This window comes from Comamonas testosteroni, from assembly GCF_014076415.1.
In the GTDB taxonomy this organism is placed as follows: Bacteria; Pseudomonadota; Gammaproteobacteria; order Burkholderiales; family Burkholderiaceae_C; genus Comamonas; species Comamonas testosteroni_F.
In genome coordinates this window covers 1,258,883-1,279,522 of sequence record NZ_CP043568.1, presented here as the reverse complement: position 1 = coordinate 1,279,522, position 20,640 = coordinate 1,258,883, and the positions used below count along the sequence as shown (strand labels likewise).

The following is a 20,640-nucleotide window of genomic DNA, read 5'->3' as shown; positions in this document are numbered from 1 at the left end:
GTCTTTCAGTGAGTGCTGAACGCTGTGATCAGCCGTTCAGAGGACGCTTGACGCGCACTTCTTCAATCTTGATGCTGCCAATCACAGCCGTCTTGGCCGTGGACATTTCACGCTTGAAACCTGCCATTTCATGGAAACGCAGGGCACGCTCGTTGCGCAGCGGAATCCAGGCGGTCACATTGGTGCAGCCTTCTTCCAGCAGACCATCTCGGGCAGCGTCCCACAGGGCAACGCCAACACCTTGATTCCAGTGCGAGGGAGCTGCATAGATAGCCCAGATCTCGCCGGTGGTCTGGCGGGACTTTTCATCACGGGAACGGTCAAAGCCGACAAAGCCAACGATCTTGTCGCCGTCGATGGCGACCTGGACCTGTGGCTCACAGTATTCAATAGCTTCGCGCCAGTAAGCCTGGCGCTTTTCAACCGAGGACATGGCCTTCAGTTGATCATCGGGAACCAGACCTCGATAAGCCTCCAGTGCGGAAGCAGTATGGATCTGGGCAATCGCTTTTGCATCGCGAAGAGTAGCGGGACGGACCTGGATACTAGACATGGAAAAACCGGGGCGGAAACATGTAAGAATAGAAGGGCGTAATTGTCTACAGATTCAGAGTTTTGGCACGCGGTGCAGTGGTTAGCCATTTGCTCAACTGCGGCTGTTCGCAATTTCTTGCTATGGCGCAATCTATGTGCTATGCGCTCCACTAAGCAGAGCAGCAAGCCCGCAACCATCAATGGTTTGCGTCACATTTGATGACAATATGGCAAGCGCTCACCACAGCGTGGAAGCGCTCAATCCCTTTGCGACGGCCAAGAAATTTCAGAGCCAGCGTCGCATAAAGTCCATCACCCGATCGAATTTTTCCCCGAATGGCGGGTACAGCAGGGAAGCCGCCGCCCAACGCGACTGCACGAAAACCGCCTTCTGGTGCACAAAGCGCAAAAAGCCCTGCTCTGCGTGATAGGCGCCCCATCCGCTGTCGCCGACACCGCCGAACGGCAGGTTCTCATGCGCCACATGCAGCAAGGTGTCGTTCACACAGACGCCTCCGCTGACGGTACGCATCAACACCGCGTCGCGCTCGGCCTCGTCATTGCCAAACCAGTACAGCGCCAGCGGACGCGGGCTGGCGTTGATGGCATTGATCACGTCTTCGATATGCTCGTAGGAGATCACAGGCAGGATGGGGCCGAATATCTCTTCCTGCATCAGCTGCATCTCGCCCGTGGCGCCAAACACCAGCGCGGGAGCGAACTGCCGCTCCACGGCCTCACCCCAGGCCGTGGTGTCGCCGTCCGCAGCGGGGGCAGCCGCTTCATGCATCCAGTGCACCTGTGCTCCCAGGCTTTGCGCCTGGCGCAGCATCTGCTTGAGCCGTGCCAGATGGCGCTTGCTGATGATGGCCGTGTAATCCGGGTTGCCCGAAATGCGCGGGTACAGCTGTTGCACCGCCGCTTGATAGGCCTCGGCAAACTCCTGCTCCTTGCCGCGCGGCAGCAGCACATAGTCGGGAGCGATGCAGGTCTGCCCGGCATTGACCAGCTTGCCATAGGCCACCTTGAGCGCAGCGGCCTGCATATCGCAGTCCTGCGCAATGATGCAGGGCGACTTGCCCCCGAGCTCCAGCGTGGTGGGCGTCAGGTGCACGGCTGCCGCCTGCGCCACACGCCGCCCCACGGCCGTGGAACCGGTGAACAGCAGATGGTCGAACTGCAGGCCCGAGAACTGCGTGGCCACGGCCACGTCTCCCTCGATCACGCAGAACTCTTCGGGTGCAAAGAACTGGGCGACCAGCTCGCCCATTTTTGCCGAGGTATGCGGCGTCAGCTCGCTGGGCTTGAGCATCACGCGATTGCCCGCCGCCAGCGCCGTGATGGCCGGCGCCAGCGACAGCTGCAGCGGATAGTTCCAGGGCGAGATGATGCCCACCACGCCCAGCGGCTGGCGCTCCACCCAGGCCTTGCCTGGCTGCAGCATCAGCGGCGTGCGCACACGCTGGCGCTTGGCCCACTTGCCCAGATGCTTGAGCGTGTGCTTGAGCATGTTTCGCACCAGCATCAGATCCAGCATCTCGGTCCAGCGCTCGGAGCGCACGCCAAAGTCCTGCTGCACTGCGGCACAAAGCTGCTCGCCATTCTCATCCAGCATCTTCTGCAGGCGCAGCAAACGCTCGCGGCGCACCAGCACAGGTACATCAACCTGCGCGCGGCTGGCTTGGTATTGCAAGTCAAAGATGCGATGCAAGTCCATGTAGTTCATGCCTGTCTTCAAAACCTCTGTTCACTCGTTTTCATTCTTACCCAAGCCAGCGCCTGTAATCAGACCAGCTTCCCCTCATACAGACATCTCCAGCGGCATGCCATCTGCACCAAATGCAATGCCGCGCTCTTCCAGCCTGGCACGCGCGGCATGGTGCACCACGCCACGCTTGGGAAGGCTGGATTCCAGCAGGCGGCGCAGCGTGGCTTCGCCGACATTGGCGTGGCGAACGACTTCCATGCGCACGCCCCAGAACTTGTCATCTGCAAAACGGTCAAGAATCTCTGCATCCGCATCTGGATTCATCGCGGCAGTCGCCCGGATGGCTTGATTGGGGTCCGTCAGGAAAGGCTCCAGCTCTTGCACGTTGGCAGCGCCGCAGGCTGCAATGTAGCGGCGCTCCTCGGCAGCTTTTTGCTCAGGTGTCTTTTTTGCCATTGTGCCCTCGAAGAATTTGAATTCGTCCCTACTTCAGCGCAAGCGAGGTAAGTAGCGCGTAAAAAAAGAGCCTGACACATACAAGCGCAGGCTCTTTGTTGGCGATCAGCTCACAGCTCTATCAGGATTCATGGACCTCGCGCGGCTGCACATCGGTGACATCGCCGGCACCGGGCAGAACGCCGCGGCGCCCGCGGGCTTCACGCCCATCCTTCTTGGCCTCGGCATTGCCCGACGATTGCGCCATCCACTCGGCTCCCGAGCGGTACACCGTCTGCCAGCCGGCAAAGGGGCTCATGGCTCCCATGCTCATGGGCACCACGGGCTGGCCCGTGAGTCTGGCCCACAGGGCGCGCACGCCCCAGGCCAGGGCGATGAGACAGGCCACAGCCATCAGGCACAGGAAGAACACCAGGCCCACCAGCATCAGCATGATGCGGACGGACCAACGGGTTGCAGTGGCGGCGAAATCGTTCAAAGCAATACCTCTTTCTAGGGGTCAGGTCCTCAGGCAGCGCCTGCGGACTCGAACCGGAACACCCCGGGATCATTCACCGGGTCTACTGTCACGGCTATCGTACTCTTGGGCGGGAACTTTCCTTCGAGTAACAACTTGGACAGCGGGTTTTCAATACGCTGCTGGATGGCACGCTTGAGCGGACGGGCCCCGAACACGGGATCGAAGCCCACCTTGGCCAGCTCGGCCAGGGCTTGCTCGGACACCTGCATGCTCAACTCCATCTTCTGCAGACGGCTTTCCAGCAACTTCAGCTGAATCCTGGCAATCGCCTCGATGTTCTTGGCATCCAGTGCATGGAAGACCACGGTTTCATCGATACGGTTCAGGAATTCGGGTCGGAAATGGTTTTTAAGTTCCCCCCAGACCGCTTCCTTCACATCATCGGCATCCTCGCCAACCATGGCCTGTATCAGATGCGAGCCGATATTGCTGGTCATCACGATCACGGTGTTCTTGAAGTCCACCGTGCGACCTTGGCCATCCGTCAGGCGACCATCGTCCAGAACCTGCAGCAACACATTGAAGACATCGGGGTGGGCCTTTTCCACCTCGTCCAGCAGCAGCACGCTATAGGGCTTGCGGCGCACGGCTTCCGTCAGGTAACCGCCTTCCTCGTAACCCACATAGCCGGGGGGCGCACCGATCAAGCGTGCCACAGAGTGCTTTTCCATGAACTCACTCATGTCAATACGCACCAGATGGTCCTCGCTGTCAAACAGGAATCCTGCCAGCGCCTTGCACAGTTCGGTCTTGCCCACACCGGTGGGGCCGAGGAACAGGAAGGAGCCGGTGGGGCGATTGGGATCGGACAGACCCGAGCGCGAGCGGCGGATGGCATTGGCCACGGCGCTGATCGCCTCCTCCTGGCCCACCACACGCTCGTGCAGCTTGTCTTCCATGTGCAGCAGCTTGTCTTTTTCGCCCTGCATCATCTTGGACACGGGGATGCCCGTGGCACGGCTCACCACCTCGGCGATCTCTTCGGCTCCGACCTGGGTGCGCAGCAGCTTGTTGGCCGTCGCGCCGTCCTGGCCTTCCTCCTTGGCCTGAGCTTCATGCAGCTGCTTTTCAAGTGCAGGCAGCTTGCCGTACTGCAGCTCGGCCACCTTGTTGAAGTCGCCCTTGCGCTTGAACTCCTCGATCTGTATGCGCAACTGGTCCACTTCCTTGCGGATCTGCTCAGAACCCAGAGCGCTGGCTTTCTCGGCCTTCCAGATTTCCTCGAGGTCGGCGTACTCGCGCTCCAGGCTTTCGAGTTCTTCCTCGATCAGCTGCAGACGCTTTTGCGAAGCCTCGTCCTTTTCACGCTTCATGGCTTCGCGCTCGATCTTGAGCTGAATCATGCGGCGCTCGAGCTTGTCCATCACCTCGGGCTTGGAGTCCATCTCGATCTTGATCTTGGCCGCAGCCTCGTCGATCAGGTCAATGGCCTTGTCGGGCAGGAAGCGGTCGGTGATGTAGCGATGACTCAGCTCCGCAGCGGCAACGATGGCGGGGTCGGTGATATCGACGTTGTGATGCGCCTCGTACTTCACCTGCAGGCCGCGCAGGATGGCGATGGTGTCCTCCACCGAAGGCTCGTCCACGATGACCTTCTGGAAGCGGCGTTCCAGCGCAGCATCCTTTTCGATGTATTTGCGGTACTCATCGAGCGTGGTCGCACCCACGCAATGCAGCTCGCCGCGCGCCAGCGCGGGCTTGAGCATATTGCCGGCATCCATGGCGCCATCGGCCTTGCCGGCGCCCACCATGGTGTGGATCTCGTCGATGAAAAGAATGATGCGGCCTTCGTCCTGTGCGATTTCCTTGAGCACGGATTTGAGGCGCTCCTCGAAGTCGCCGCGGTACTTGGCACCGGCCAGCAGGCCCGCCATGTCCAGCGACAGCACACGCTTGTTCTGCAGGCTCTCGGGCACTTCGCCGGCCACGATGCGCTGGGCCAGGCCTTCGACAATGGCGGTCTTGCCCACGCCGGGCTCGCCGATGAGCACGGGGTTGTTCTTGCTGCGGCGCTGCAGCACCTGGATGGCGCGGCGGATTTCGTCGTCGCGGCCGATTACCGGGTCCAGCTTGCCGCTGCGGGCACGCTCGGTCAGGTCCAGCGTGTATTTCTTGAGCGCTTCGCGCTGGCCTTCGGCTTCTGCACTGTCCACGTTCTGCCCTCCTCGCACGGCATTGATGGCCGCTTCCAGACTGGATTTGCTCACGCCGCTCTGCTTGAGCAAGGCACCGGCACGCGTGGCCGAGCCTGCGGCATCGGCCAGCGCCAGCAGAAACAGCTCGCTGGCGATGAACTGGTCACCACGTTTGAGGGCTTCTTTTTCGCTGGCCTGCAGCAGCCGAGCCAGCTCGGAGCCTACCTGTACATCGCCTTGCTGCTGCACGCGCGGCAGGTCTGCCATGGCCTGCTCGGCAAGGCTCTTGAGTTGTTGCACATTGCCGCCGGCACGCTGCAGCAGCGCGCGCGGGCCGTCGTCCTGGCGCAGCATGGCCACCAGCAGGTGCAGAGGGTCGATGGTGGATTGATCAGCACCGAGCGCCAGGGACTGCGCGTCGGCCAAGGCTTCTTGGAATTTGGTCGTCAGTTTGTCAATTCGCATGGTTTGTCGCTTTCGCTCCAATCAGATTCATTGCCATTTATCTGATAGTCAAACAGGGGGTTTCAAGACCTTAATGCGCAAAAAACAGCAAAAAGCAGATCCGCAACTGCTCTGCTTGCGGTATATCAAGTCAAGCATCGTGCCAGCAGCGGGCCAGTTGCGTAGGAGTAAGCCCATAGTGCTTGCGAAAGCTGCGCAGCAAATGGCTGGCATTGGCAAACCCCGTTTCGGCGGCCAGCCGTGCCAGCTGCGGCGCGCGCCCCCTCGCACTGCCTGCGCTGCCCTGCAGGCGGGCACAGACCTGCTGCAGACGCCGCTGCATGACCCAGTCATGCACGGTGCAACCCATGCTTTGATGGAACATACGGGCAAAGTGATATTCGGACAAGGCCACGACCTGCGCCAGCGCGGGCAAGCTCAGGGCTTTGCTGTCGGCCAGATGGGCATCCACATAGTCAAGCACCTTGCGCCGGGCCGTGGATGACAGGCCACCCAGTGGTTTCAGCAGCTTGTGCCGCTGCCAGGGCGCCGCCGACTGCAGCACCAGCCGGTCCAGCACTTGCTGGCTCAGGCAGTCCGCCTGCCATATGTCGTGAGCCCCACTCCAGTCCAGTCGCCACAGCGCCTGTGCCCATTGCGCATAAATTGGGTCTTGGGAATAAATCTGCGGTGTCAGCGTAATGCTGCGCGGCTCGGCATCCAGCAGGCGCACCACACGGTCGGCCCAGGCAATATCCGAGACATACAGGTGCAGAAACTGCACGGGCTCGCGCACCAGCCAGCGCGATTCATGCTCGGCCGGGAGAACGCAAAAGCGCCCTGCTTCGCCTCGGGCCAGTGCATCGTCCTTGAGTTGCGATCCCTGACCTCCGCTCAGATAGACAGACAGCGTGTGATGCCCTTGCTGGCGGTAGTGCACCTCATCATCGTGATTGGCCCAGATAGCCAATTCCAGCGACTGGCTCAAACCCGTTCTGCGCCTGATCTGGGCACGTGACCGAGCCAGTACATGACTCAGATGCGATGGGGCGGATACAACGCTGGCGGGCATGCCTGCATTGTGGCGCCAGCCATCTGGCCGCGCTTGCTGCAGCGCCACAAAACCGCAGGAATGTGCAACGCAGCGCAAATCCAGGCGCGCAAGATCTTGGTTCTTCCAAGCACCAAGACTTGCCATGCTTATGCCTCTTTATGCCCTGGTCGTGCTGATCTGGGGCTCCACCTGGATCGCTCTCAAGATGCAACTGGGCAGCGTACCCGTAGAGCTGTCCATCGCCTACCGCTTTGGCCTTGCCTCCCTGGTGCTTTTTGCCTGGCTGCTGCTGACCCGCCAGTGGCGCGCCCCCCGCGGCGCAGCCATTCCACGCGTGCTGGGCCAGGGGCTATGCCTGTTCAGCCTGAACTTTGTCTGCTTCATGCACGCCAGCGAGACCCTGACCAGCGGTCTGGCTGCCGTGGTGTTTTCCAGTGCCAGCATCTGGAATGCATTTCTGGCGCGAGTCATCCACGGTCGCGGGCTTGCGCCCAATGTGCTCGCAGGCAGCGCTCTGGGCCTGACGGGTCTGGTGATTCTGTTCTGGCCGGAGCTGCAGCAAGGCCAGCACGCCAGCTGGCAAGGTCTGTTGTGGGCGCTGGGTGGAACACTGTGCTTTTCCTGCGGGAACATGCTTTCTGCATCTCTGCAGCGCCTGGGCTACAAGCCGCTGCACACCAATGCCTGGGGCATGCTGGCCGGCACGCTGCTGCTGCTGGCGTATGCGCTGATTGCCGGTCTGCCCTGGCACTTTGATACCAGCCTGCAATATACAGGCGCGCTGCTGTATCTGGCCATTCCCGGCTCGGTGATTGCCTTTACCGCCTACCTCACACTGGTAGGCCGACTGGGACCCGAAAAAGCCGCCTATGCCACAGTGCTGTTTCCCATTGTGGCGCTCAATATCTCGGCTCTGTTCGAAGGCTACCAGTGGACTGCCGCCGGCATGCTGGGCCTGATCCTGGTGATGGCTGGCAATGTACTGGTCTTCAAGCCACCCCGCTGGCTGCAGCCGAACGATCCGCAAAAAGCATAGCATCCACCGCTATTCAATATTGCGTTTCAGATGATTTTTCAATTGAAACTCAATGAGTAAATGCGTAAGCAGCTATCAATTCATGGAATTATTGCCATCGCGCCAATGCCTGCTCATCGCTGACACGCGCATCCACCCAGCGTGCGCCTTGCCCGGTCTGCTCTTTTTTCCAGAACGGCGCTTCGGACTTCAGATAGTCCATGATGTATTCGCAGGCCTCGAAGGATTTGCCGCGGTGGGCGCTGGTCACGGCCACCAGCACGATCTGGTCCATGGGCTGCAGCAGGCCGATACGGTGAATCACGCGCGCGCCATAGATGCCGAAGCGCGCCACGGCCTTGTCGATGATGGTCTCGATCGACTTCTCGGTCATGCCGGGATAATGCTCGAGCTCCATGCTGGAGACGGCATCTCCCTCGTTGCGGTCGCGCACCGTGCCGACAAAGCTGCAGACCGCGCCCACGCGTGCATCGCCGGCGCGCAGAGCGGCAATCTCGGCCGAGAGGTCAAAGTCCTGGGTCTGAATGGATACACGTGCTTCAGTCATGCCTGCATTGTCGCAGGCCAGCATGGGCATGTCCGGCGCATTAGCATTGGGCCATGGCCACACAAACCATCAATCTGCCGGAGTACACGCTGTACCCCTCTCCGCGCAACGAGCACCGGATGATTTTCGAGTTCCAGCTCTTTGTGCCCTATCCCTATGAGCTGATCCACCTGCCCGACTACAACTTCAAGGGCAAGGCCACGCTGTTTGCCGCCCACCGCAAGCGCGACAACAAATCGGGCCAGCTCATTACCTGCGAGCTGGCCGTGGACATCGAGCGTTTCGAGCGCCTGTTCGAGCCAAGCTAAAGTTCAAGGCCCTATGGACGATACCAGCCAGATTCAGCCGCCGCCCAGCTTTGCCGAGCTGTTTCGCACGCGCAGCGGCAAGCTGTCCGCCCCGATTGCCGAGGTCGTCGCACGCTATGAGCTGTGCGAAGACCTGGCAAGCCATCTGACCGAGCAGGCACAGACGCTTTATCACTCGGGCAATTCCTCCGAAGAGCAGGTGCTGCTGGGCATGCATGCGGGCCTGGCCGCGCAGGGCTCGGTCGTCACGGCGCTGGAAGCGGTCTGGATCGTGCAGCGCCTGGCCGAGCTGCTGGAATGGCGTGCACCGCAGTTCCCCACTCCTGCAGACCCGGCGTGAAAGCCCGGACGAAACCGGTTTTCAGCGCTGTCAGACCCGCATTTTTCGCTTCAAGCCTCAGGAGCCTCTTCCACTCGGGAGCAGATCAGAAGGCTCCGGCAGGCGCATGCAGACGCTGCCAGGCCAGGGCCCGCCAGGCAGGCGTTCCATAGGCGGCGACCAGATCGCGCCCTATGACGGCCCAGGCCGGGTCGGCCGGGTTCAGACCCAAGGCCTCGATGAACGGCGCTTGCACGATGAAACACTGGCGCCGATAAGGCAGCAAAAATCCATCCGCCTGCTGCGCAAGCACGCTGCACGCCTGCGCGTGCTCGCTGAACCAGATGTGCAGAAGAATGCCGCTACGCGGCACATGCCAGAAGCTGCCCATGTCATCTCCTGGTGCTGCCTGCGCCCCCAGCACCCGACGCGCCTGCTCCCAGCCCGCAAACCCGACCTCGCGCGCCGCCTGATGCAAGTGGTCACGCAATGTGGCCGAGCCACCAGTCCCCTCGCGCCGCGCGCGGCTCAAGCGCACACGGGCACGCACCTTGATCTCGTCGACCAGCGTCTGCGGCGAAATGAATTCAGCAACAGAACCCGCCTCCATGGCCGGACCCGAGTGACCAATGGCTGCAGCACCAGCGGACAGCGCTTGGCCTGATCTCATGGAATTCGCGGTTTCGCTGCTCATGGTTGCACCCCTTGCAGCTCTTGCTGCCATAGAGACAGCAGGGCCTGAAGTTCGGCGTCATAGTCGAACAAGGGGTCGTCGCGCTCCTTCACGCGGTCCAGTACCTCAAAACGGAATGCCTGTGCGCCGTGGCGGGCCCAGGCCTGGGCCAGTGCCGCATCGCGCCGGGAGCCATTGCTCAGCTCGAACCGCATGCGGTTGAGTATTGCGTCCACATTGCGGCTGGCACCCAGGCGCAACAAGTCGGCAGCATCGCAGCGCACCGCATAGATACCCATGGCGGGAAACGCCTGTTTGTAGTCCCGCGCCAGCGTGCGCCGCGCCTGGGGATGGAGAGATGAAGTCATGACAGTGCTCCAGGTTGCATCGGAGCCTCCCGCGCTGGGCCCTTAGAACAACCATGGTCTGACAGAACATCGAATCGAGCGTGAACACGCTGCCTAAAGCAAGGGTGAGAGCCTCTTGTGCGGGCAGGCGCCCCTTAGCACCTGTGAGCCGCGATTCTAGTGCAAGCGCCTCAGGCCTGCTCGGGCGTCAGTTGCTCGACCAGCTTGCGCCCGAAAGCCACATCGGGCTGCAGACCATAGAGAATGCGATAGACGATGGGTGCCACCAGTTGGTCCAGCATGGTGTCCACATCGGGACCCGACTCGCCACGCGCCCGGGCCCGGCTCAGCACAATGCCAAGCTGGTCTCGGATGATGTCCACGCAGGCGCAGGTCACCTGGTCTTCCTGGGTTGCCACCAAGGTATCGCGCAGCAAGGTGCGCCCCAGAGGCGAGCCCATTTCCTCGATGTATTGCTCGGTCCAGGCCTGCAGATCGCCATGCAGGCTGCCCGTGTCCGCCGGCTCGGCGATGGGACGGATGCGCTCCAGCGCCACATCGGCCAGAAGTTGCGGCAGATCGCCCCAGCGGCGGTACAGCGTGGAAGGCGTCACGCCGGCTTCGCTAGCGATCAGGGGGAAGGTCAGCTCCTCGCGCGGCATCTGCTCCAGCAGTTTCCTCACCGCCTGATGCACGCTAGCCTGTACACGGGAGCTGCGCCCGCCCGGCCGGGATTGGACTGGGTCTTTTGCAATCATGGTCATTAAAGCTAAATATTTGCGTTAATGAAAAATTAACGCAGAATACGCAAACGCAAAAAATTTGCTTTTATGGTAGCGGAGCCTGCTTTTCCATGTCCACATCCTCTGTATCCCTGACTGCGGTGTCCGGCACTCGCCATATGGCTGCTGTCGCCCTGACCCTGGCCAGTTTTCTGGCGGCATCCAGCGCTCCCACGCCCTTGTATAGGCTCTACCAGCAGGCCTGGGGATTTTCGTCGGGTATGCTGACCCTGATCTTCGCGGTCTATGCCTTCAGTCTGCTCGTCGCCCTGCTCACCATGGGCGCACTGTCCGATTACCTGGGCCGGCGCCCCGTCATTCTTGCCGCCCTGGGACTGGAAGCATTCTCCATGCTGATGTTTGCCCATGCACAGGATGCGCAAGCCCTGCTCTGGTCTCGCGTGGTGCAGGGCTTTGCCACCGGCATGGCGAGTGCGGCCCTGGGCGCGGCCCTGCTCGACATGGACCGCGAACGCGGTGCACTGATCAACACGCTGTCTCCCATGATCGGCATGGCAGCCGGCGTGTTCGGCGCCAACCAGCTGGCCAGCCACGGCCATGACGGGCTGCATCAGATCTACTGGTGGCTGCTGCTGGTCTTTGCGGCATCGGCCTGGGCCATTGCCGTGATGCCTGAAACCGTCAGCCGTCGCAACGGAGCCCTGGCCTCCATGCGCCCTCGCATCCGCCTTCCCGCACATATCCGCCCGGCCTTCCTGCGTATGGCGCCGCTGGATATCGCTGCCTGGGCGCTGGCGGGCTTTTATCTGTCGCTAGGCCCCACCCTGCTGCGCGTGATCACCGGCTCCCCCCTGATGGCAGGCCTGGCCGTGTGCATCAACACCCTGAGTGCCGCAGCGGCCATCTGGCTGCTTCGCCACTGGACGGCCCAGCGCATGCTGCGCTTTGGCGGCTCGGTGCTGCCGCTGGGCATCGTGATTCTGCTGCTGGGCGTGGCCAGCCACAGCCTGGCACTGATGGTGGCTGCCTCCGTGGTTGCCGGTGCGGGCTTTGGCGTGGGCTTTCAGGGGGCGCTGCGCAGCGTGCTGCCGCTGGCCGAGCCGCATGAACGCGGCGGCCTGCTGGCCACCATCTATGTGCTGAGCTATCTGGCCTTCAGCCTGCCTGCCATCGCAGCAGGCCTGCTGACCCAGAGCCTGGGGCTGGTACCCACCACCTATGGCTATGGCCTGATGCTGATTGCGCTGGGCTTGCTGGCACTGGCAGCCACAAGGCAGAAGCCCGCGACGGCCATGGCAGACAGGCGCTGAATCACTGTCTTGCGCCGCACTGCGTGGCTCATCGCTCCAGGCCAATGCTCAGCAATTACCGCCGCCATCAAAAAAGCCGTGCGGCAGAAGCGGCACGGCTCGAGATTCGGAGGCTGCCCTCGGGCCTAGGCCGACTCGGCAGCCTTCCAGTCCGCATAGCGGTTCAGAATGCGCTGCACCTGACCATGGGTCCACTCGCCGCCCTTGGCGGCCGCAATGCCCCGTGCATTGAGTTCGGCCGCCATGGCGCGGTGGGTCAGACCTTGTTGCAGCAATTGGGCGAACAGCGCTTCGTGCTGCCTGGCAAAGGCATCGGCCGCCGATTTGCGCTTTTCCACCGTGGCGCGGATATTGGCCGCACCGGCCGTGCCCAGCTTGACTCCGCGCTCGCGCGCTTGGGCCAACGCCTTGCGGGTGCGGGCGCTGATCTCGGGATTGACTTCGGGCGTGGACAGATCGGCGGTTTCGGTCATGGCAGCAGAGATGGATATATGACTCAGCGGCTGACCCCGCAACCATTGCGGGAACAGCAACAGCGGTGTGTGAGGCAACAAGCGGCAAAGCTCCTGGAGCCGCCGCCATGCGCTCAAGGGCTCATCAGCCCCCGGTCACTGGCGGAAAAAACGCCACTTCGTCGCCATGGCTGAGCATGGCATCGGCATCACAGATATCCTGGTTCAGCGCCATGCGCACGGCCTTGCCGGCAGCCAGCACCTGGGCAGCCGCATCGCTGCGGCTCATCAGTTGCTCGCGCAATGCTCCCACGGTGGCTGCCGGGGTCTGCAGGCTTTCGCTGCCCATACCCAGGGCCTCCCGGATAGAGGCGAAATATCGAATCGTAACGGTCTTCATCTCCAACTCCATCAAGCCATGAGCTCGGCAAACGGGATAAAGCGCACACTGTCGCCCACGGCAATCGTGGTGCCGGCAGGGTTGTCCACCACGCCGTCGCCCCAGGCCGTGGAAGTCAGCACGCCCGAGCTCTGGTTTCTGAACAGCTCCAGCCCGCCACGCTCGTTGTAGCGCACCCGCAAAAACTCTCTGCGCTTGTCGCCCTTTGGCCACTCGAAATCGGCGCGCGCTTCGATGGCACGCGGCAGCACATGCTGCACGCCCTGCAGACGCAGCAAAAAGGGGCGCACCAGCACCTGGAAGGTGACAAAGCTGGAGACCGGGTTGCCCGGCAGCCCGATGAAGTGCGCAAAGCCCGTGCCGGACTCTCGATTGACACGGCCGTAAGCAAAAGGCTTGCCGGGCTTGATGTTGATCTGCCAGAGGTCCAGCTGACCCAGCTCCTGCACGGCAGGCTTGATATGGTCTTCCTCGCCCACGGAGACGCCGCCGCTGGTGACGATCACGTCGTGGTCCATGGCGGCATCGGCCAGCGCGGCAATCGTGGCCTCGCGGTCGTCGGGAACAATGCCCAGATCCGTCACCTCGCAGCCCATGCGCAGCAGCAATGCGCGCAGGAAGAAGCGGTTGCTGTTGTAAATGCTGCCCGCCGGCATGTCCTGCGGTGCCACGGTACCGGGCATGACCAGTTCGTCGCCGGTGGAGAACAGGGCCACACGCGGCTTGCGTGCCACCTGCAGGCGGGCAAAGCCCATGCTGGCTGCAAGACCCAGGTGGGCCGGTGTGAGGCGGGTACCGGCCTCGATCACGGTCGCTCCTTGCGTGATGTCCTCGCCCGCGCGGCGAATCCACTGCCCAGCCCTGGGCTGGGCCTTGATGCGCACGCGGCCGTCCTCGAGCAGTTCGCAATCCTCCTGCATGACGATGGCATCGGCCCCGGCCGGCACGGGCGCGCCCGTGAAGATGCGGGCGACGCAGCCAGCGGCCAGCGCCTGGGGCGAGGTGCCGGCGGGAATACGCTGCGACACCGGCAGCACCGCCGTGCCGCCCGCGCATTCGGCGGCGCGCACCGCATAGCCGTCCATGGCCGAGTTATCCTGGGGCGGCACCTGCAGCGGCGAGACGGCCGCCTGCAGCAGCACGCGGCCATCGGCATCAAAAGTGTCCACCATCTGTGCGCCGGCCTGGGGCTGGGCATGAGCCAGCAGCTCCTGCAGGGCTTCATCCAGAGGCTTGAGCGGCTTGCGAGGCGTCTGTGGTGCTTGCATTGCTGTGTCTTTCCTTAGTTCTTGTATTGCAGAGAGTCCGAATGAGCCAGCAGCCATTGCAGCACAAGCTGGGGCTGGTTCAGATCCAGCACGGGCTGGATCGGCGCTTGCGGCAGGTCATTGGCAGCGTCGGTGGCAACCGCCAGCACCCGAGGGTCATGCGGAAACAGCGGCTCCAGACTTTTGCCTCTGTCCAGCCTGTCCTGCTGCTGCCGCCAGACCTCGATCTTGGGCAGCTCGCCATGCTTGAAGCCTTCGACCAGCACCCAGTCCACGCTGGGGTCCAGCTGCGCCAGCATGTCGTGCACGCTCAGCGGTGCAGGCTGCTCGTATTCGCGCATCAGCGCCATGCGCCTATCGGACGCGAGCAGCACTTCATAAGCGCCAGCCTTGCGGTGACGCCAGCTGTCCTTGCCTTCGCGATCCACATCAAAGTCATGATGGGCATGCTTGATGACCGAGACCCTGAGCCCGCGCTGCTTCATCAGCATCACCAGCGCCTCGACCAGGGCGGTCTTGCCCGCGCCCGAATATCCGGCAAAGCCTATGACCTTCATCTTGATTTCAATATATTTTTGATAGCTTCCAACGCTCTACGGTAAAGCACTGAACGCCAATTCTATTCAAAGAAAAAAAAGCACCTGTCGCCAAGCTACAGGTGCTTTTCAAGCTTAGCGCCGCAGGGCTTTATCTGCAGTTTTCGGCGATAAAGGCCTTGACCTTGTCCACGTCGGAAGCCATGACGACCACACGCTTGGGCAGGTCTTCGATGCCGTTGAACTTGGCGGGACGGTCGGGCTGGCGGCCCAGCGCCTCTTCGATCGTCGCGGCAAACTTGATGGGCAGAGCGGTTTCCAGCACCAGCATGGGCTCGGCACCCAGATGCTCGCGCGCCACCTTCACACCGTCGGCGGTATGGGTGTCGATCATCTGATCAAAGCGCTCGAAGGTGTCCTTGATGGTGGCCAGACGGTCGGCGTGCGTGCTCTTGCCGCTCACAAAACCGTACTTGCCGGCGGCATCCTTGAAGGCAGGATCCGTGCTCAGATCGAACTTGCCCGCCTTGGCCACGCCTTCGGCGAACAATTGCTTGGTGCGCACGCCGTCGCGCCCCACCAGATCGAACACAAAGCGCTCGAAATTGCTGGCCTTGGAGATGTCCATCGAGGGGCTCGATGTCTCGTAGGTATTGGCCGAGCCTCGCACCTGGTAGACGCCGGTGCGGAAGAACTCGTCCAGCACATCGTTTTCGTTGGTGGCCACCACCAGCTTGGCAATCGGCAGACCCATCTGGCGTGCCACATGGCCTGCGCAGATATTGCCGAAGTTGCCCGAAGGCACGGTGAAGCTCACCTTCTGGTCGTTGGAGCGGGTGGCCTGCAGATAGCCGGCAAAGTAGTAGACCACCTGGGCCAGCAGACGCGCCCAATTGATGGAGTTGACCGTGCCGATCTTGTATCGGGCCTTGAAAGCGTGGTCGTTGGAGACGGCCTTGACGATGTCCTGGCAGTCGTCGAACACGCCTTCGATGGCGATGTTGTGGATGTTCTCGTCCTGCAGGCTGAACATCTGCGCCTGCTGGAAGGGGCTCATGCGGCCGTGGGGGCTGGTCATGAAGACGCGCACACCCTTTTTGCCGCGCATGGCGTATTCGGCCGCGCTGCCGGTATCCCCGCTGGTGGCACCAAGGATATTCAGTTCCTCGTTGCGGCGGGCCAGTTCGTACTCGAACAGATTGCCCAGCAGCTGCATGGCCATGTCCTTGAAGGCCAGCGTGGGGCCGTTGGACAGGGCTTCGATGTGCAGCACGCCGTCCAGCTGGCGCACAGGCACGATGGCATCGCTGCCAAAGACTTCCCTGGTATAGGTCTTGGCACACAGGGCGCGCAGATCCTCGGCCGGAATGTCGTCGATATAGAGCGACAGAATCTCGAAGGCCAGGGCCGCATAGCCCTTGTTGGCCAGCGTCTCGCGCAGCTGGCTCAGCTTGGCATCGTCGATCTGGGGATACTCGACGGGCAGGTACAGGCCGCCATCGGGAGCCAGGCCTTCGAGCAAAATGTCGCAAAAACGCTTGCGGTCAGCATGGCCGCGGGTGGACAGATACAGCATCTCAAACTCGCCAAAAACTAAAATTCGGAACGGACAGCCAAACGGACAGAAGTCATGCCGCCAAGCCGACCATTATCGGTCAGCAAGCCCGATTTGACTGTGCGCGAATGCAGAGACCGGCCAACGCCATTGCCTCATATCGCGCCGGACGGGACTCAGGGCTGGAAATAGCGTTGCGCCCCCGGCTTGATATAGGGCTTGAGCTCCTTGAACGGGACACTGACGCCGCTGCCAAGGCACACCCCCATGGCATGACCTATGCCTGAAATCACAAAGCTCATCTTGTCAGGCTTGTCGAGCATCAGTGCCATGTACTGGGGCAGCAGCTCGGTGCACTCCTTGTCATCCTCGGAATACCGGTCCACTGCCTTGCTCAGAAAACGCGACAGCCGATCACCATATTCCAGCTTGTACTCGCCATATTTCACGTCCTTGAGCAGGCGGGTGAAGTCCATATAGCCGCCCCGCAGCAAGTCCAGCACAAAGGGGTCGTAATGATTGTTGGGGTGAGCGCCACCGCAACCGGTTGAACCGGACTCCACCACACTCATCAAGGCGCTTGAGAGGTAGGTCACCTTGATCGATTCGTTATTGAAGTCCCCCAGTGAGCCTGCCGCCGGGCCCGCGTTCTGGTAGATCGAGCCCACACAGGCCAGCGCCTCCAGACTCATGCCCCAGTGGCGCTGCTCCAGAACGGTATTGGTCTGCGCCAGAATTTTGGGATCCGGATGACGCGTGAGGCGCGGATACCAGAACTGGGTACGCGCATCGCGCACCGGCCTCCAGGCCAGCGTAGGGCTGACCACCACTTCCCTGCCCTGCTCCAGCTTTTGCTCGGCCACTTTCAGATAGTCGTAGGGCGTGGCCTGTGCCGAGATGGCAACGCCCGATGCAATACCACTGCCCGCACCTTGCACAATCGCCAACGTCACGGCCTCCACACCGACTGGCGCTATCTTTTCAGGGTCGTACTGCGCAATATGGGTAAGGGCTAGCGGCAGTTTTTTGCCGTGAATATCATCCACCCATTCACCTGCCAAAGCACTGCCTTGCTGGCGCAGTTGCCAAACGATGCGGCGCTGTTGGGAGTCGGTCAACACGGGAGGCTCGCCACCGCTTTCACGCGCCCAGTCGTTATTCAAAGGACGTGCCTCAGACAGCGCATTCAGCGCGCCCCGGAGCGGAATATCCACTCCATGCCGCAGATAGAAATAGCGCCCCTGGCGTTCACCGCCCTCACCCGGCTTGCCCAGCTCCATCACCACCGCCGAGCCGCCCAGCGTGCCACGATAGACATCGACAGGCGCCGCTTGTGCACCCGCTGCCGCCAAAAGCAAAAAGGCTGGCGCCATAGGGCGCCAGCCTTTGAAGGGGTTTGCAATACCGCCACCGCACTGAACAGGGAATAAACCGGTTTGAGTGCGAGGGTGCATGCTCAAGTCCTTAGTTCAGCTCTTCCTTGCGGATGCGGGTAATGGGAGCCAGCACCGTGGGCAGCCCCTGGATTTCGGCCAGGGCCTTGTCCATATCACCTTCGCGCGTGTCGTGCGTGAGGATGATCAGATCGGTCTGGGTCGAGCCTTCGCCACCCACTTCGTCGGCTTCGCGCTGCAGCACGGCGTCGATGCTGATGCCGGCACCCGCCAGCAAGCCGGTGATCTTGGCCAGCACGCCAGCTTCGTCGGCCACGCGGATGCGCAGGTAGTAGCTGGTCACGACCTCGGCCATGGGCAGCACGGGCAGTTCGCTGCCAGCAGCAGCCAGGCTGCTGCTCTGGAAGGCCAGCGCAGGCACTCGGTGTGCAGGATCGGAGCCGTCCAGACGGGCGATATCGACCAGGTCAGCCACCACGGCGGAAGCGGTGGGTTCGGACCCGGCGCCCTTGCCGTAGTACAGCGTGGTGCCCACGGCATCGCCGTTCACCACCACGGCGTTCATCGCGCCTTCCACATTGGCGATCAGACGCTTGGAAGGCACCAGCGAGGGGTGCACGCGCAGCTCGATGCCCTTGTCCGTGCGCTTGGTGATGCCAAGCAGCTTGATGCGGTAGCCCAGTTGCTCGGCGTAACGGATATCGGCACCGGCCAGCTTGGTGATGCCTTCCACATAGGCCTTGTCGAACTGCACGGGAATGCCGAAGGCAATCGCGCTCATCAGCGTGGCCTTGTGGGCAGCGTCCACACCCTCGATGTCGAAGGTGGGGTCGGCTTCGGCATAGCCCAGACGCTGTGCTTCCTTGAGCACCACGTCGAAGTCCAGACCCTTGTCGCGCATTTCGGACAGGATGAAGTTGGTCGTGCCGTTGATGATGCCGGCCACCCACTGGATGGAGTTGGCAGTCAGGCCTTCGCGCAGGGCCTTGATGATGGGAATGCCACCGGCCACGGCGGCCTCATAGGCCACCATCACGCCCTTCTCGGCCGCAGCCTTGAAGATTTCCGTGCCATGCACTGCCAGCAGGGCCTTGTTGGCAGTCACCACATGCTTGCCGGCCGCGATGGCTTCCAGCACCAGGGCCTTGGCGATGCCGTAGCCGCCGATCAGCTCGACCACCACATCGATATCGGGGTTGGCGATGACTTCACGTGCATCGCCGACCACCTTGACCTTGTCACCCACCACGCTCTTGGCGCGTTCGGTATCCAAGTCGGCGACCATGGTAATTTCAATGCCACGACCCGCACGACGGCGAATCTCGTCTTGATTGCGTTCCAGCACATTGAAAGTACCGCTGCCTACGGTGCCAATGCCCAACAGGCCTACTTGGATGGGTTTCATAAGTTCTAAGGTCAAAAAAGCGCTGAAGCGCTTGAAAATCAAGCGCCACCAGCTATCAAAAAGATGAGTTACGCGGCTTTCTCAGCCTTGACAGGCTTGAGTGCCTTTTCTGCCGGCACTGCCTTGGGCTTGTCCGTGCCATGGCGCTTGCGGTACTTCTCGAGGAAGGCGGCCAAGCGGTTGATGGCCTCGCGCAGATCTGCCTCATGCGGCAGGAACACGATGCGGAAGTGATCAGGCTCGGGCCAGTTGAAGCCCGTGCCCTGCACCAGCATGACCTTGGTTTCCTGCAGCACTTCGAGGAAGAACTCCTGGTCGTCCTGGATGGGGTAGACGGCCGGATCCAGACGCGGAAACATGTACAGCGCGCCCTGGGGCTTGACGCAGCTCACGCCGGGAATGGCATTGATCAGCTCCCAGGCCAGATCGCGCTGCACGCGCAGGCGGCCGCCCTCCTGCACCAGAGCATCGATGCTCTGATGACCGCCCAGCGCCGTCTGCACGGCCCATTGGCCAGGCACATTGGCGCACAGGCGCATGTTGGAGAGCATGTTCAGGCCCTCGATGTAATCCTTGGCGGGCTTTTTGTCGCCCGAAATCACCATCCAGCCAGCACGGTAGCCGCAGGAACGGTAGGCCTTGGAGAGGGAATTGAAGGTGATGGTCAGCACATCGATGGACAGGCTGCCCAGCGGCGTGTGCTTGGCATCCTCGTACAGCACCTTGTCGTAGACCTCGTCCGCAAAGATGACCAGGCCATGCTCGCGCGCCAGCTCCACGATCTGCAGCAGCAGCTCCCTGGAGTACAGCGCCCCCGTGGGATTGTTGGGGTTGATGACGACGATGCCCTTGGTGCGCGGCGTGATCTTGGCGCGGATGTCGTCCATATTGGGCATCCAGCCATTGGACTCGTCGCACATGTAATGCACGGGCGTACCGCCGGACAGGCTGGTGGCAGCCGTCCACAGCGGATAGTCGGGCGCAGGCAGCAGCATCTCGTCGCCGTTGTCCAGCAGCGCGTTGGTGGCCAGGCTGATCAGCTCCGAAGCACCGTTGCCCAGATAGATGTCGTCCAGCGTCACGCCCTTGATGCCCTGGCGCTGGGTTTCGTGCATCACGGCCTTGCGCGCAGCGAAGATGCCCTTGCTGTCGGAGTAGCCTGCCGAGTTGGGCAGGTTGCGGATCATGTCCTGCTGCACTTCTTCGGGAGCATCGAAGCCGAAAACGGCCAGATTGCCGATATTGAGCTTGATGATCTTCTGGCCGTCGTCCTCCATCTTCTTCGCCGCGTCCATGATCGGCCCGCGGATGTCGTAACAGACGTTTGCTAACTTGGCGGATTTTTGAACGGTTTTCATGCGAATCAATACAAAAGGATTTCAGGCACGCCAGGGCGCATTAAGTGCCATGGTGAAACCTATAATTTAAGCACAGTTCCGCGCTGCAGCAATGTCCCCACCCTCTCTGTATGGAGACAGCAGCCATCGCACCCGTCC

22 protein-coding genes are annotated in these 20,640 nt (G+C 61.7%); 4 read left to right on the top strand and 18 right to left on the bottom strand.

Annotated features, from left to right (window positions below):
* Positions 1-28: 28 nt before the first annotated feature.
* From F0P97_RS05805 to F0P97_RS05780, 6 genes are all read right to left on the bottom strand, one after another.
* Complete coding sequence (locus F0P97_RS05805) at positions 29-553, bottom strand: GNAT family N-acetyltransferase (RefSeq protein WP_034348967.1); 525 nt, start codon at positions 551-553, stop codon at positions 29-31.
* Between the two features lie 267 nt (positions 554-820).
* Positions 821-2,260 (bottom strand): coniferyl aldehyde dehydrogenase, encoded by a 1,440-nt coding sequence (locus F0P97_RS05800; protein ID WP_182286015.1) that lies wholly within the window; start codon positions 2,258-2,260, stop codon positions 821-823.
* A gap of 75 nt (positions 2,261-2,335) precedes the next feature.
* Positions 2,336-2,698, bottom strand: coding sequence for a hypothetical protein (locus F0P97_RS05795; protein WP_003076538.1), 363 nt, complete (start codon positions 2,696-2,698; stop codon positions 2,336-2,338).
* A gap of 121 nt (positions 2,699-2,819) precedes the next feature.
* On the bottom strand, positions 2,820-3,176 hold the full coding sequence (locus tag F0P97_RS05790; RefSeq protein ID WP_182286014.1) for a hypothetical protein: 357 nt from the start codon (positions 3,174-3,176) through the stop codon (positions 2,820-2,822).
* Between the two features lie 29 nt (positions 3,177-3,205).
* Entirely contained in the window at positions 3,206-5,818 is a 2,613-nt protein-coding gene (gene clpB, locus F0P97_RS05785; RefSeq protein WP_182286013.1) for an ATP-dependent chaperone ClpB, read from the bottom strand.
* A gap of 130 nt (positions 5,819-5,948) precedes the next feature.
* Positions 5,949-6,995, bottom strand: coding sequence for a helix-turn-helix domain-containing protein (locus tag F0P97_RS05780; RefSeq protein ID WP_182286012.1), 1,047 nt, complete (start codon positions 6,993-6,995; stop codon positions 5,949-5,951).
* Here F0P97_RS05780 and F0P97_RS05775 point away from each other — a divergent pair.
* Positions 6,994-7,887 carry a DMT family transporter gene (locus F0P97_RS05775; RefSeq protein WP_182286011.1) on the top strand — a complete coding sequence of 298 codons (894 nt, stop codon included), beginning with the start codon at positions 6,994-6,996 and terminating at the stop codon, positions 7,885-7,887. The genes F0P97_RS05780 and F0P97_RS05775 overlap by 2 nt on opposite strands.
* A gap of 88 nt (positions 7,888-7,975) precedes the next feature.
* On the opposite strand, the gene moaE is transcribed toward F0P97_RS05775, so the two are convergent.
* Entirely contained in the window at positions 7,976-8,434 is a 459-nt protein-coding gene (gene moaE, locus F0P97_RS05770) for a molybdopterin synthase catalytic subunit MoaE (protein ID WP_182286010.1), read from the bottom strand.
* A gap of 53 nt (positions 8,435-8,487) precedes the next feature.
* Here moaE and F0P97_RS05765 point away from each other — a divergent pair, with 53 nt between their 5' ends.
* Together F0P97_RS05765 and F0P97_RS05760 are read left to right on the top strand one after the other, a co-directional pair.
* Positions 8,488-8,742, top strand: coding sequence for a hypothetical protein (locus F0P97_RS05765; RefSeq protein ID WP_003057869.1), 255 nt, complete (start codon positions 8,488-8,490; stop codon positions 8,740-8,742).
* A 13-nt stretch (positions 8,743-8,755) separates the two neighbouring features.
* A complete protein-coding gene (locus tag F0P97_RS05760) occupies positions 8,756-9,082 on the top strand; it encodes a hypothetical protein (RefSeq protein WP_182286009.1) in 327 nt (108 codons plus the stop codon).
* An 85-nt stretch (positions 9,083-9,167) separates the two neighbouring features.
* Here F0P97_RS05760 and F0P97_RS05755 read toward each other — a convergent pair whose 3' ends face one another.
* From F0P97_RS05755 to F0P97_RS05745, 3 genes are all read right to left on the bottom strand, one after another.
* Entirely contained in the window at positions 9,168-9,755 is a 588-nt protein-coding gene (locus F0P97_RS05755) for a hypothetical protein (protein ID WP_182286008.1), read from the bottom strand.
* Positions 9,752-10,102: a GIY-YIG nuclease family protein gene (locus F0P97_RS05750; protein ID WP_182286007.1), complete on the bottom strand. Its 351-nt coding sequence runs from the start codon at positions 10,100-10,102 to the stop codon at positions 9,752-9,754. Before F0P97_RS05750 ends, F0P97_RS05755 begins: the two co-directional genes overlap by 4 nt.
* Positions 10,103-10,272: 170 nt before the next feature.
* Positions 10,273-10,845 carry a TetR/AcrR family transcriptional regulator gene (locus F0P97_RS05745; protein ID WP_182286006.1) on the bottom strand — a complete coding sequence of 191 codons (573 nt, stop codon included), beginning with the start codon at positions 10,843-10,845 and terminating at the stop codon, positions 10,273-10,275.
* Between the two features lie 89 nt (positions 10,846-10,934).
* Here F0P97_RS05745 and F0P97_RS05740 point away from each other — a divergent pair, with 89 nt between their 5' ends.
* Entirely contained in the window at positions 10,935-12,134 is a 1,200-nt protein-coding gene (locus F0P97_RS05740; protein WP_232538133.1) for an MFS transporter, read from the top strand.
* A gap of 125 nt (positions 12,135-12,259) precedes the next feature.
* Here F0P97_RS05740 and F0P97_RS05735 read toward each other — a convergent pair whose 3' ends face one another.
* From F0P97_RS05735 to F0P97_RS05700, 8 genes are all read right to left on the bottom strand, one after another.
* The gene (locus tag F0P97_RS05735; protein WP_182287113.1) at positions 12,260-12,607 is read right to left on the bottom strand and encodes a recombinase family protein; all 348 of its coding nucleotides are present in this window, start codon (positions 12,605-12,607) and stop codon (positions 12,260-12,262) included.
* A 124-nt stretch (positions 12,608-12,731) separates the two neighbouring features.
* Positions 12,732-12,986, bottom strand: a complete 255-nt coding sequence (gene moaD, locus F0P97_RS05730; protein WP_182286005.1) for a molybdopterin converting factor subunit 1 — start codon at positions 12,984-12,986, stop codon at positions 12,732-12,734.
* A gap of 11 nt (positions 12,987-12,997) precedes the next feature.
* A complete protein-coding gene (glp, locus tag F0P97_RS05725; protein ID WP_182286004.1) occupies positions 12,998-14,254 on the bottom strand; it encodes a gephyrin-like molybdotransferase Glp in 1,257 nt (418 codons plus the stop codon).
* A 14-nt stretch (positions 14,255-14,268) separates the two neighbouring features.
* A complete protein-coding gene (gene mobB / locus F0P97_RS05720; protein WP_182286003.1) occupies positions 14,269-14,811 on the bottom strand; it encodes a molybdopterin-guanine dinucleotide biosynthesis protein B in 543 nt (180 codons plus the stop codon).
* A 130-nt stretch (positions 14,812-14,941) separates the two neighbouring features.
* On the bottom strand, positions 14,942-16,366 hold the full coding sequence (thrC, locus tag F0P97_RS05715; RefSeq protein ID WP_182286002.1) for a threonine synthase: 1,425 nt from the start codon (positions 16,364-16,366) through the stop codon (positions 14,942-14,944).
* Between the two features lie 155 nt (positions 16,367-16,521).
* A complete protein-coding gene (locus F0P97_RS05710; RefSeq protein WP_182286001.1) occupies positions 16,522-17,718 on the bottom strand; it encodes a hypothetical protein in 1,197 nt (398 codons plus the stop codon).
* 91 nt (positions 17,719-17,809) lie between these two features.
* Positions 17,810-19,144: a homoserine dehydrogenase gene (locus F0P97_RS05705; RefSeq protein WP_167005674.1), complete on the bottom strand. Its 1,335-nt coding sequence runs from the start codon at positions 19,142-19,144 to the stop codon at positions 17,810-17,812.
* 68 nt (positions 19,145-19,212) lie between these two features.
* On the bottom strand, positions 19,213-20,502 hold the full coding sequence (locus F0P97_RS05700) for a pyridoxal phosphate-dependent aminotransferase (protein WP_182286000.1): 1,290 nt from the start codon (positions 20,500-20,502) through the stop codon (positions 19,213-19,215).
* Positions 20,503-20,640 lie beyond the last annotated feature (138 nt).

Excerpts from the sequence above, each read along its gene's own strand:
- F0P97_RS05805 (WP_034348967.1), bottom strand. The coding sequence starts at position 553 with ATGTCTAGTATCCAGGTCCGTCCCGCTACTCTTCGCGATGCAAAAGCG.
- F0P97_RS05800 (WP_182286015.1), bottom strand. The coding sequence starts at position 2,260 with ATGAACTACATGGACTTGCATCGCATCTTTGACTTGCAATACCAAGCC.
- F0P97_RS05795 (WP_003076538.1), bottom strand. The coding sequence starts at position 2,698 with ATGGCAAAAAAGACACCTGAGCAAAAAGCTGCCGAGGAGCGCCGCTAC.
- clpB (WP_182286013.1), bottom strand. The coding sequence starts at position 5,818 with ATGCGAATTGACAAACTGACGACCAAATTCCAAGAAGCCTTGGCCGAC.
- F0P97_RS05775 (WP_182286011.1), top strand. The coding sequence starts at position 6,994 with ATGCTTATGCCTCTTTATGCCCTGGTCGTGCTGATCTGGGGCTCCACC.
- F0P97_RS05780 (WP_182286012.1), bottom strand. The coding sequence starts at position 6,995 with ATGGCAAGTCTTGGTGCTTGGAAGAACCAAGATCTTGCGCGCCTGGAT.
- moaE (WP_182286010.1), bottom strand. The coding sequence starts at position 8,434 with ATGACTGAAGCACGTGTATCCATTCAGACCCAGGACTTTGACCTCTCG.
- F0P97_RS05765 (WP_003057869.1), top strand. The coding sequence starts at position 8,488 with ATGGCCACACAAACCATCAATCTGCCGGAGTACACGCTGTACCCCTCT.
- F0P97_RS05760 (WP_182286009.1), top strand. The coding sequence starts at position 8,756 with ATGGACGATACCAGCCAGATTCAGCCGCCGCCCAGCTTTGCCGAGCTG.
- F0P97_RS05755 (WP_182286008.1), bottom strand. The coding sequence starts at position 9,755 with ATGAGCAGCGAAACCGCGAATTCCATGAGATCAGGCCAAGCGCTGTCC.
- F0P97_RS05750 (WP_182286007.1), bottom strand. The coding sequence starts at position 10,102 with ATGACTTCATCTCTCCATCCCCAGGCGCGGCGCACGCTGGCGCGGGAC.
- F0P97_RS05745 (WP_182286006.1), bottom strand. The coding sequence starts at position 10,845 with ATGACCATGATTGCAAAAGACCCAGTCCAATCCCGGCCGGGCGGGCGC.
- F0P97_RS05740 (WP_232538133.1), top strand. The coding sequence starts at position 10,935 with ATGTCCACATCCTCTGTATCCCTGACTGCGGTGTCCGGCACTCGCCAT.
- F0P97_RS05735 (WP_182287113.1), bottom strand. The coding sequence starts at position 12,607 with ATGACCGAAACCGCCGATCTGTCCACGCCCGAAGTCAATCCCGAGATC.
- moaD (WP_182286005.1), bottom strand. The coding sequence starts at position 12,986 with ATGAAGACCGTTACGATTCGATATTTCGCCTCTATCCGGGAGGCCCTG.
- glp (WP_182286004.1), bottom strand. The coding sequence starts at position 14,254 with ATGCAAGCACCACAGACGCCTCGCAAGCCGCTCAAGCCTCTGGATGAA.
- mobB (WP_182286003.1), bottom strand. The coding sequence starts at position 14,811 with ATGAAGGTCATAGGCTTTGCCGGATATTCGGGCGCGGGCAAGACCGCC.
- thrC (WP_182286002.1), bottom strand. The coding sequence starts at position 16,366 with ATGCTGTATCTGTCCACCCGCGGCCATGCTGACCGCAAGCGTTTTTGC.
- F0P97_RS05710 (WP_182286001.1), bottom strand. The coding sequence starts at position 17,718 with ATGGCGCCAGCCTTTTTGCTTTTGGCGGCAGCGGGTGCACAAGCGGCG.
- F0P97_RS05705 (WP_167005674.1), bottom strand. The coding sequence starts at position 19,144 with ATGAAACCCATCCAAGTAGGCCTGTTGGGCATTGGCACCGTAGGCAGC.
- F0P97_RS05700 (WP_182286000.1), bottom strand. The coding sequence starts at position 20,502 with ATGAAAACCGTTCAAAAATCCGCCAAGTTAGCAAACGTCTGTTACGAC.